Source organism: Dorea sp. AM10-31, from assembly GCF_003435815.1.
Classification (GTDB): domain Bacteria; phylum Bacillota; class Clostridia; order Lachnospirales; family Lachnospiraceae; genus Dorea_D; species Dorea_D hominis.
This window is the reverse complement of record NZ_QTUV01000001.1, coordinates 627,757-639,005: the sequence shown is the minus strand read 5'-3', so window position 1 is coordinate 639,005 and position 11,249 is coordinate 627,757. Positions and strand designations below refer to the sequence as shown.

At 37.3% G+C, this 11,249-nt stretch carries 9 protein-coding genes; all 9 read left to right on the top strand.

Annotation, left to right across the window (positions count from 1 at the left end; genetic code table 11):
- Positions 1-79: 79 nt before the first annotated feature.
- The 9 genes from DW125_RS14185 (at position 80) to DW125_RS03080 (ending at position 10,415) form a co-directional block, all read left to right on the top strand.
- Positions 80-259 carry a hypothetical protein gene (locus DW125_RS14185; protein ID WP_117537094.1) on the top strand — a complete coding sequence of 60 codons (180 nt, stop codon included), beginning with the start codon at positions 80-82 and terminating at the stop codon, positions 257-259.
- A gap of 504 nt (positions 260-763) precedes the next feature.
- Positions 764-1,576, top strand: a complete 813-nt coding sequence (locus DW125_RS03115; protein WP_117537093.1) for a hypothetical protein — start codon at positions 764-766, stop codon at positions 1,574-1,576.
- Positions 1,577-1,821: 245 nt separating this feature from the next.
- On the top strand, positions 1,822-2,973 hold the full coding sequence (locus tag DW125_RS03110; protein ID WP_117537092.1) for a hypothetical protein: 1,152 nt from the start codon (positions 1,822-1,824) through the stop codon (positions 2,971-2,973).
- Positions 2,974-3,879: 906 nt separating this feature from the next.
- Complete coding sequence (locus DW125_RS03105; RefSeq protein ID WP_117537091.1) at positions 3,880-4,212, top strand: ParB/RepB/Spo0J family partition protein; 333 nt, start codon at positions 3,880-3,882, stop codon at positions 4,210-4,212.
- 153 nt (positions 4,213-4,365) lie between these two features.
- Complete coding sequence (locus tag DW125_RS03100) at positions 4,366-5,706, top strand: TrkH family potassium uptake protein (protein ID WP_117537090.1); 1,341 nt, start codon at positions 4,366-4,368, stop codon at positions 5,704-5,706.
- A gap of 13 nt (positions 5,707-5,719) precedes the next feature.
- Entirely contained in the window at positions 5,720-6,367 is a 648-nt protein-coding gene (locus DW125_RS03095) for a potassium channel family protein (RefSeq protein ID WP_117537089.1), read from the top strand.
- 21 nt (positions 6,368-6,388) lie between these two features.
- Positions 6,389-6,931 carry a LysR family transcriptional regulator substrate-binding protein gene (locus tag DW125_RS03090; RefSeq protein ID WP_117537088.1) on the top strand — a complete coding sequence of 181 codons (543 nt, stop codon included), beginning with the start codon at positions 6,389-6,391 and terminating at the stop codon, positions 6,929-6,931.
- A gap of 90 nt (positions 6,932-7,021) precedes the next feature.
- On the top strand, positions 7,022-9,721 hold the full coding sequence (locus DW125_RS03085; protein ID WP_117537087.1) for a sensor histidine kinase: 2,700 nt from the start codon (positions 7,022-7,024) through the stop codon (positions 9,719-9,721).
- Positions 9,714-10,415 carry a response regulator gene (locus DW125_RS03080; protein ID WP_006427007.1) on the top strand — a complete coding sequence of 234 codons (702 nt, stop codon included), beginning with the start codon at positions 9,714-9,716 and terminating at the stop codon, positions 10,413-10,415. Before DW125_RS03085 ends, DW125_RS03080 begins: the two co-directional genes overlap by 8 nt.
- Positions 10,416-11,249: the final 834 nt, after the last annotated feature.

Genomic DNA, 11,249 nt, shown 5'->3' with positions numbered 1-11,249 from the left:
TGCCTCGCAAACCCGCATAAATACTGAATGTGTGGAGTTTTGCTCATGGCTATGGAGTTAAAGAAATGGAGGTGTGCTTATGAGAGAGAAATTTAATCATCTGTATTTGGATAGCCACGAAAGAAAACTTTTGATACATAGCCTTGTAGAGTTAAAAAATCAGCTCATACAGCAAGGCAGATATACGGATTGTATTGACGAGCTTATTTTTAAGGTCATAAATGCACCGCCCAAGAGAATAAAAATTGAATATGTCTAAGGCAGATTACAAAGCCGCTTATTCTTATTGATTTTAAGAGTAGGCGGCTTTTTTGCGTTCTATGGTACTGTTTAACATAGCCACCTTGACAAAGTGGCTAAATAGTGCTAAAAGACAGATTGCAAGATTTGTTGAATTGCATGAAACCAATATAGCACAAAGTACTTGGCATTTTCTCGGATGAAATATATAACAGCTTGAAAGAAGCAGAATAGAAAAATGCAGGTTGAAATATACCTGTTTTTTTTATACTTGAAATATACCACAATATATAGTATTTTATAAAATAGAGCAACCACAATATGGTGTATAGTTTTAAGCTGGAAGCGATAGAAATATTTTTTGTTAGTAAAACATCATAAATAAAAAGTTGTCATAAAATGTCATATGATGTGATATTGAGCATTTGAAAATCAGCGATTAAAATATAGTTGAAAGTTGTCCTATATGTCACAAAAGAAAGTATTACTATGGAGATATAAACAATGACAGGAGGTAAATTATATGTCAGCAACAACAAGTGAATTATTAGATTCATATACAAAAATGTTGGATAGTGAATTTTATAAAAATCTAAAAGGTATAACAGCAGGAATAGAAGCACTACAAAAATCACTTGTAGGAAGTGATTTCCATAAGCAGATGCAAGCATGGCAAACTGTATTAAACGATCCAGAAAGTTCTATTAATAAATCCATGCGTATGTGGTCTGAATTTTCAAGAAATATTGATTATGGAAAATTGACTGGATTACAGGCAGGATTACAACAATTTGCTGATCAGATGCCTAAAATAGACATGAGCTCATTTGCAGGCTTACAATCTCATTTAGGCGAAATATTGAATACAGATAATATAATTAATTTCAAATTTTCAGAGGCTATTGATTATGCATATGAAACAGCAAAAGAAGAAGCTGGAGAGCCAGAAATAAGCAAAGAAGAGTTAGGAAATGTTGTTAGGAAAGAAATAAAAAACGATACTCTTGGTGAGGCAGATATTGAAAATAACAAATTTAAAGAAAAGTTCTATGCAGTTATAAAATTTTTCCTTATGAATGTATTGCTGCCATTAGCTTTGAGTCTTATATATGATTTAGGCAAAGCACAGCTTGGGGAAGTTATAACATTTTCTGCTGAGGATAATGCACCTGTGATTTATGAAATTCAAAATAAAAATACATACGTAAATATCATAGATAAGACAGATAAAAAATATCGTGTATTTTTTATTGATGATGATGGAAATGTGATTGATGGTTATATGGATAAAGAAAATATAAATATGAATTTTGAAGATGATGAGGACGAACAGTAAAATATAATTTTATATAAATGTTGGATTTTGGTATAATTAATCTATCACAAAAAGAAATGGAGGGCTTTATTTATGCCAAAAGAAAACATATTTTCTGGCAAGTATGAACCAGATCGGGATACTTGTACAGAAGCAAAGAAAAACTGATCTTGGGTGAGAATATTACGTCGCTCTCTGATATGGTAAATTTTCAGCTTAATATATGACTTAGGGTAAGTTACTTATTCTTAGGAAGGAGGGGGTTTGTGGCAAAGCAGAAAAAAAGAAGGCCTGTTGATTATTCGACCTCAGAGATGGTAAAGCTTTGTGGAATGAAAGCGAGCAGTACCTTTGAAAATAAAAGAAATAAAGTCTTTGAGCGATACGAAATAGATCCAACGCTTTTTAAAATGGATCCTAAAGTAGGGGGAGGAGAAAACTTTTATCCTGTTGTTTGTGCTGAATTATTGGCAATTCTAATAAAAAATTGGGATAAAAAGCCTTCAAGTAGAAAAAATGCTAACAGAGACAATGTTACAGTGACTCAGATTTGTGATTTTTATAGGGCATTATTAAAAGATGTAGATGATCTTCCAAAAGAATTGAGAGGACTTATATATAAATGTTGTCAGAGTCATTTTACTACAAAGTGTCTTGTAATATGGGCGGAAAGAGTTGTAAATGGATTGGCATTATTTACAGAAACTCATATGAATCAACCAGAGGAAAATATAGGTAAGCTTTGTCAGGCTCTTGCTATTAATTTGAATAAAATGACATACATGGAATACATGAATAATAAGCTTATAGAGGCTGTCCCTTGGATTGCTCAATTTGGTGTATTTCCAAATCCGTTGAACATGAATTCTATGCAGAAACCAACAATAGGTACTCAAAATGTTGGTCTAGACGTTGGCTTGGCAGAGTTGATTAAGGCTATTGTGTTAGAGATGAATAGCGATAAGGAAGAAATACAGTACGAGTCTATAAAAGATGAGGAATTTGATGTTGGCGCTGTAAGGGATGAGTATTACAAAATGGTACAGTCGTGGTATGTCTCATCAGAGTTTGAAGAATATACAACAAATATATATTCCAAAGGAGCTGCTGCTTGGAAAAACTGGGCCGAAAAAATTGAATCTGGAGAGATGGAGGGTAAAGATGCAATTGTAGCATTTTACGAGAAGCAACTTGCGGAAGCGAAACAAGAAGTTATGGCATTGGAACAGCGTTTAGAGGCAATAAAAAATGACGCGCCAGCTATTTTTCCAGTGACTGCTGAGAAAATAGAAGATATTAATGATGCGTACGTAGAGTATTTCGGTGATAAGTATGGTAAGCAGACTGATAACCATCGGTATGCAGATGTATATATTGGGCAGATGCTATGGGCATTTTTAACCCAAGAAAATTTTTAAATTTCGTACTTAAGTATTTTGGAGAAAAACGGTGCTATCCTTAACTTACAAAAAAGAGAAAGGAGCACACTAGTATGATTTATTTTTTGTCTGAATCAGAAAAGAAAACTGCCATTAAAGAATATGCTGGTCGTCAAAAGACAATTAGACAGCTTGCACAAAAATATGGCGTCTTGTATGAAATAATGCGACGAATAATGGTTAACGCTGGATACTCGAATGGGTTGAAAGTAAGGTGAAATATGAGTGCAACCGGCTGTCCATTTATTAGGGCAGCCGGTTTGTTACCATAAGAATCATAAAAGGGGGAGTGCACGATTTTCGCGGTTGTCAGATATTTTCGTTATTTTGTAGATTAATATTGCAAACAAGTGTTCGCGATGATATACTATTCAGAATAGTAGCAACTAGAAAAACTCGATATGTTTCCGACAACGAGAAGGGTTTAGGTTGCGGATTGAATAAGGGCAAAATGTGCCGATTGATATGTTTCCGAGAACAATCGAAAATTGGCTCAAAATGGGGTGATATGTTCCGATATTGCGACATCAATCAGCACGTATCGTTCCATGTGGAACTCGTGACATGTCTACAAAGGGTGAATTCATAGAATTGCCTGATTTTACGCATTTTTCGAGGGCTTTCAAGTTCAATAAGACTGCGGAAATCGGGCGTAAAAAAGAGATTTTTCACGAGATAAAAGTCGCAGTAGTTATGGAACTGGTATGAGTGGACATAAAAATCTACTGTTCACAAAGTCAGAAATTATTATCGACAATAGAATAATGTAACGAAGTGAAAACCGCTTGTTTTCTACATTTTTGTGTGGAGAGCAGGCGGCTTTTTACGTTCATGAGACTGTCAGCACTCCACGTGATACCTCTGAAATCAAAAAGGAGGCAGAAAATGAAGAAAGCAAAAGTAACATGTTCTTTTGAGAATGACGACTATGGTTTACAAACGGGAACCGTGAAAATCAGTGTATTACATGACTTTAAAGGTCATCCGTTTAAGGTGGAGCAGGATATTCAGCTCTTTGAACTGATGCGAAGTATCGAAGATAAAGGTGTGTTGGTTCCACTGATTGTAAGAAGCAATCCTCATGGTGATGGTTATGAGATTATTGCAGAGCATAGAAGAAAGGCAGCCTGTACTTGGGCTGGAATTGAAGAAGTGCCTGTGATTCTTCGTGAACTGGATGATTCAGATGCAGTGATTGCGATGATTGCTATCCTGTAACGAGTGCTCTCAAAAGATGAGCAAAAGATTTCGAACTTTTGCTCATCTTTATACAATCTTAATTTCAAAACAAACTTACTTACGCCCATTTAATACAAATAAAGATAGAATAAAGCAATATAAAAAAGAAATTAAGATTATGAGGATATAGTTATGCAACAGACAAACAGATCAAGACATCGACATATAACATCATTTCAAGTGATTAGTTTAGGATTTTTATCCGTGATTCTCTTAGGCAGTCTGCTTTTGATGCTGCCGATTGCTACAAAAAGCGGTCAGTGTACCTCCTTTTTGGATGCTTTGTTTACCGCAACTTCTGCGGTTTGTGTGACGGGACTGGTTGTTTATGATACGGCAACCTACTGGTCTTTATTTGGCCAAGGAGTTATTTTACTGCTGATTCAAATCGGAGGTATGGGAATTATTACGATTGCTATTGCGATTGCTGTTGTTTCCGGACGCAAAATCGGGTTGATGCAGCGAAGTACCATGCAAGAGGCAATTTCGGCTCCAACGGTGGGTGGTATTGTGCGGAGAACGCAATTTATTATTCGGACTACTATTCTTATCGAAATCATTGGTGCGGTTCTTTTAGCCCCTGTTTTTTGCAGGGATTTTGGGTTTTGGAAAGGAATATGGTATTCACTGTTCCATTCTATTTCTGCTTTTTGCAATGCAGGATTTGATTTAATCGGTATAAGAGCCCCTTTTTCCTCGTTGACCTCTTATTCTGTACAGCCGATTGTAAATCTTGTAATTATGATGCTGATTATTGCAGGAGGTATTGGATTCCTTACCTGGGAGGATATAAAGAATCATAAATGGCATTTTAAAAAATACCGGATGCAAAGCAAGGTGATTTTTATGGTAACAGGAATATTGATATTCTTACCGGCTCTTTACTTTTTTTATTTTGAGTTTTCAAATGTGCCTCTTACAGAAAGAGTATGGGTTTCTTTGTTTCAATCCGTTACGCCGAGAACAGCAGGATTCAATACGGCAGATTTGACTTTACTCAGTGAAGTTGGGCAAATGCTTATCATTATGCTGATGCTCATCGGTGGCTCGCCCGGTTCCACTGCAGGTGGTATGAAAACGACAACTCTTGCAGTTCTCGTTTCATCGGCATTATCTGTATTTAGAAAAAAGGAACACACCCATTTTTTCGGCAGACAAATTCCGGATGGCACTATCAGAAATGCAGCTACGATTTTCTTAATGTATATCGTTTTATTCCTTGTCGGAGGAATGGTAATTTGCAGAACAGAAGATATTCCACTTATGACCGCTTTGTTTGAGACGGCGTCGGCAATTGGGACGGTAGGGTTATCGCTGGGAATAACTCCTGACCTGGGGGGGTTTTCCCATATAATCTTGATTTGCTTGATGTTTTTTGGCAGAGTGGGAGGATTGACCTTGATTTTTGCCACCGTTTCTGAAAAAAAGCCTAACGGTTCAAAATATCCTCAGGAAAAAATTACAGTAGGTTAAGGAGAATAAAAAAATGAAATCAATATTACTTATCGGTCTGGGAAGATTCGGACGGCATATTGCTATAAAATTAGATGAATTGCATCATCAGGTGATGGCGGTAGATAAAAAAGATACTCGAGTTGATGCTGTACTTCCCTTTGTAACTAACGCTCAGATTGGGGATGCGACTAATGAGGATTTTTTAAGTTCGCTTGGTGTTGGGAACTTTGATGTTTGTATTGTGGCTATCGGAGATGACTTTCAGAATTCATTGGAAGTAACGTCCCTTTTGAAGGAACTCGGTGCAAGAATGGTGGTGTCTCGTGCCGCTCGTGATGTTCATGCAAAATTTCTTTTACGAAACGGCGCAGATGAAATTGTTTATCCCGAAAGGCAGGTTGCCGATATGGTTGCGATCCGTTATAGTGCTGATCATATTTTCGATTACATAGAACTAGATGAAGAACATGCAATCTTTGAAATATCTATACCGGGAGAATGGATAGGAAAAACAATCGGTCAGTTGGATATACGAAAAAAATATAACATCAATATTATGGCGCTGAAAACAAATGATATTATGAATTTGAAAATAAGTTCCGATACGCAGTTGTTAAAGGACAGTACCATGCTTGTTCTTGGGGAGACGAAACATATTCAAAAATGTTTTCATATTTAATTTTTGAAAGAAGTTGGTGATATGAAAGACTTTGTTTTACTTATAGTGGTATTGGCAGCATTTATTTATGGTTATTTTCTTATGGAAAAGCTGGATAAATTTCTCAAGGGAAATCAATCCCAAAAACTTATTTCAGATTCTAAGCTTAGGATTGGATTTGAAACACCTGCAATCATAGATTCTATTGCAGATCTATTAGAACAATTTTCAAGCGAATACCCAAACTATGAGCTGAACCTGTTCTACGGTTCTGTAAGTGAAATAATAAATGGGCTGGAAAATAATAAACTTGATTTTGGCTTTATCATAGAAAATTCCAACGATATTTTGAAAGATGAGTATTGTTCCTTATCCTTTCAAATAAAGCAAAGTGGCATTACTCCAGGCTCTATAGACATTGCGGTACATCCCATCAACACGATTGAGAAACCAGCGAGAGTGATATGGCAAAATGACATTAATTGTATGAAGGGTCTATTTGTCGAAAAATTGCATGATTTTTTGGAGCGTTTTCTGCTTTCGGCTATACGCCCGAATGGAAAAAAAGAAGAAAAGGTGGTATAATCTTTATGCGATTTTAATGTCAGTGCTAAAATGCTTTTCTGAAATTTACGTATTATTCTATATAATGTTTTTGTACAAGGAGATGACCGTATGAGTGAAAGCAGACACAATCCGGATCAGATATTAAAGGAAATCCAAGCTGATGAAGAAAAACGTAATAAAGGACATTTGAAAATCTTTTTCGGATATGCAGCTGGTGTGGGTAAAACCTACGCCATGTTAGAAGCAGCTCATATGGAAAAACAGCAGGGAATTGACGTGGTAGCTGGTTATGTAGACCCCCACGCATGTCCCAAAACAGCAGCTCTTTTGAATGGCTTAGAAGTTCTTCCTACAAGAGAAGTTTTTTATAATGGTATGATACTGGACGAATTCGACATTGGCATGGCGTTGAAAAGAAAACCACAGCTTATCCTTGTAGATGAACTTGCGCATACGAATGCCGAAGGATGCCGTCATGCAAAACGGTATCAGGACATTAAGGAACTTTTGAATGCAGGGATTGATGTCTATACGACTGTCAATGTTCAGCATATTGAAAGCCTTTGTGATACAGTTGCATCCATTACGGAAATTGTTGTGCGGGAACGCATCCCGGATTCTATTTTTGATAATGCAGATCAGGTTGAATTAATAGATATTGAACCACAGGATTTGATCAACCGTTTGAATACAGAAAATGTATACAGACAGACACAGGCAAAACAGGCAGTAGAAAATTTTTTTACAATAGAAAATTTGACAGCTCTCCGGGAGATTTCACTGCGGCGATGTGCGGACCGGGTGAATATCCTCACAGAAAATACCCGCATAAAAAATCATGGAGATTATCACGCAGGCGAACATATTCTTGTATGTCTATCTTCTTCTCCATCCAATGCGAAAATTATCCGTACCGCCGCAAAAATGGCTTCTGTTTTTAAAGGGGAGTTTACGGCTCTGTTTGTAGAAACCCCAGATTTTTCGGTGATGAGCGAGGAAAATGTAAAACGCCTGCGTTCAAATATTCGTCTTGCTGAGCAGCTTGGGGCAAAAATAGAAATAGTTTACGGAGAAGATGTTCCGTTTCAGATTGCGGAATTTGCTCGTTTGTCCGGTGTGTCAAAGATTGTGATCGGACGTAGTTCTGCTACAAAACGGCATTTGCTCAGCAAACCGACCCTGACAGAAAAATTGATTGATTATGCCCCTAACCTGGATGTGCATATTATTCCGGATACGGTTTCTAATGCGGCAGTGTATCAGTTAAGAGGGGGCAGGGAAAAGAACCATATCGTATTCTCTGTCACTGATACATTAAAATCTACTGCGATTCTGATTTTATCCAGTTTAGTCGGAATGATTTTCCAGAAATTTGGATTTGACAAAGCAAATATCATTACTGTTTTTGTTTTAGGTGTTCTTGTCACCGCTGTCATCACGAAACATCAGATATACAGCCTAATTTTCTCGATTGTAAGTGTTTTGGTCTTTAATTTCCTGTTTACGGAACCTCAATTTACCTTGAAGGCGTATGATCAGGGTTATCCTGTTACCTTTATTATCATGTTTTTGGCGGCATTTTTAACCGGTTCTCTTGCTATACGGATTAAAAACCAAGCAAAACAGGCGGCACAATCTGCTTACCGTACCAAAGTGTTATTTGATACAAACCAGCTATTGCAACAGGCAAAAGATAAAAATGAAATTGTATCTGCAACTTCAAATCAGCTCATTAAACTCTTGGGAAAAGATATCGTTTTTTATTTAGCTGATGGAGAAGTGTTGGATACGCCGCATATTTTTTCTGTAACTGAAGAAAATTTGGAATCGTGTATTTCCGAAAATGAAAAGGCCGTTGCCGGCTGGGTATTGAAAAACAATAAACGTGCCGGAGCTACAACAGGAACGCTTTCCAATGCAAAATGCCTGTACCATGCTGTTCGCAGCAGCAGTATGGTATATGGAGTTATTGGAATCGTGATGGGAGAAATACCTCTTGATCCATTTGAAAACAGTATTCTACTATCCATTCTCGGAGAATGTGCCCTGGCTTTGGAAAATGAGAAAAATGCCCGTGAGAAACAGGAGGCGGCCATTCTTGCAAAAAATGAACAGTTGCGAGCGAACCTGCTGCGTGCTATTTCACATGATTTGAGGACACCGCTGACATCCATTTCCGGGAATGCTAGCAATCTTTTGTCCAACGGCGATTCCATTGATAATGATACAAAAAAGCAGCTGTACATGGATATATATGATGATTCCATGTGGCTGATTAACCTTGTAGAAAACTTGCTGGCTGTAACCCGGATTGAAGAAGGACGGTTGAATCTCCGTATGACGGAAGATTTGATGGATGACGTGATTACAGAAGCGTTACATCATATTAACCGAAAGAGTGAAGAACATCATATTTCCGTTGAAAGCAAAGAAGAATTTCTTCTTGCAAAAATGGATGCAAAGCTTATTGTTCAGGTAATCATCAATATTGTTGATAATGCTATCAAATACACACCTAAAAACTCTCATATTGTTATTCGGACAGAAAAGAGGGGAAAACAAGCAATCGTATCTATATCGGATGATGGAAACGGAATTGCTGACGAAATAAAGCCACGGATATTCGACATGTTCTATAGCGGTGCAAATCAAATTGCAGACAGCCGCCGAAGTTTAGGACTCGGATTATCTTTGTGCAAGTCCATTATTAACGCCCACGGCGGAGAACTTACTGTTTCAGATAATCTGCCGCACGGAACAGTATTTACATTTACATTACCGGCAGGGGAGGTCAAAGTATATGAATAAGTCACTAATATTAGTTGTAGAAGATGACACATCTGTCAGAAATTTAATTACAACAACCTTAAAAGCGCACGAATACCGATATCTGACGGCACCCGATGGTCAATCGGCAATTTTAGAAACATCTTCACACAATCCTGACATTGTTTTACTTGATTTAGGACTTCCTGATATAGATGGTGTTGAGATTATTAAAAAAATCCGTACTTGGTCAAACATGCCAATTATCGTAATCAGTGCTCGCAGTGAAGATACCGATAAAATTGATGCGTTGGATGCTGGCGCAGATGATTATTTAACAAAGCCATTTTCTGTTGAGGAACTGCTTGCCAGACTACGAGTCACGCAAAGAAGGTTATCGATGATGCAAAAAGTATCCCCTGCCGAAGCGGTTGTTTTTGTAAACGGAAAACTTCGTGTAGATTATGCTGCAGGTTGTGCTTATTTGAATGAAGAAGAGTTGCATTTAACACCTATTGAATATAAGTTGCTTTGCCTGTTGACAAGAAATATAGGAAAAGTTCTGACCCATACTTTCCTTACGCAAAGCATTTGGGGAAGTAGCTGGGATAATGATATTGCTTCCCTTCGTGTGTTTATGGCAACACTTCGTAAAAAAATCGAGAAAGAACCGAACTCTCCACAATATATCCAAACACATATTGGCGTGGGGTATCGGATGCTGAAAGTTGATTGAACTTCACAACACCATAGTTAAAGTTGAAATATAAGCTAATAGGTAAAATTTAATAGAATAACACGTAAAAAAGCACTGAAATCGTTTGCTGATCACGATTTATAGTGCTTTTTCTTTGACTACAAAGGAAAATACAACGAATTTAAGTTTCGCGCAGTTTTGCCTTTGCAGATCGCCCTTTCCTTTTATATGATGTGTATTTGCAGGGAATTGGCAGTGGTACAATTGCCAAAAGGCTGGTAGAACTTGGAATTAAGAATAGGCGTGGCACGGTGGAATGGCATGATCATGGAGTTATGCATTATGCATAGTATATGTATGGGAAATAAAATCTCCTTTGTACACCAAAACCAAATTATTCTTGCTATTTATAGTGACTTTTATTATAATTAAAAGTGCATGGTTATGCGTCGGTATATTATTGTGCACAAAATTCGGAGAATGGACATGCAGCAGATTATTTTAGGCAGTGCAGGATTTCTTCTGTACTTTATTTACGATATAAATAGTGTTAGAAAACAGAACAGACATTTACAAAAATTTTTCGCAGTGGGCACTATTCTGGTTGTTTTGTCACTGTTCATGGAACTTTGGCTTGCATGGGGACAGTGCAGTCACAGGATTGTAAGAATGATTGGATTCGGAATCGGAGCGATGTGCTTTTTGGCACTTCTCATATACACCTTGTTTTTCGCCCTTCCTTTTGAGGAAACCTATTGTGAAGAAAACAGGTTACGGGCTGCATACACAGAAGGTGTGTATGGATTGTGTCGGCATCCCGGTGTTTTGTGGTTTGCAGGTGCATATCTTTGTATGTGGGGAATGGTTGGCGGA

Coding starts and splice junctions, on each gene's coding strand:
- DW125_RS03100 (WP_117537090.1), top strand. CDS start 4,366: ATGCAACAGACAAACAGATCAAGACATCGACATATAACATCATTTCAA.
- DW125_RS03105 (WP_117537091.1), top strand. CDS start 3,880: ATGAAGAAAGCAAAAGTAACATGTTCTTTTGAGAATGACGACTATGGT.
- DW125_RS03095 (WP_117537089.1), top strand. CDS start 5,720: ATGAAATCAATATTACTTATCGGTCTGGGAAGATTCGGACGGCATATT.
- DW125_RS03080 (WP_006427007.1), top strand. CDS start 9,714: ATGAATAAGTCACTAATATTAGTTGTAGAAGATGACACATCTGTCAGA.
- DW125_RS14185 (WP_117537094.1), top strand. CDS start 80: ATGAGAGAGAAATTTAATCATCTGTATTTGGATAGCCACGAAAGAAAA.
- DW125_RS03085 (WP_117537087.1), top strand. CDS start 7,022: ATGAGTGAAAGCAGACACAATCCGGATCAGATATTAAAGGAAATCCAA.
- DW125_RS03115 (WP_117537093.1), top strand. CDS start 764: ATGTCAGCAACAACAAGTGAATTATTAGATTCATATACAAAAATGTTG.
- DW125_RS03090 (WP_117537088.1), top strand. CDS start 6,389: ATGAAAGACTTTGTTTTACTTATAGTGGTATTGGCAGCATTTATTTAT.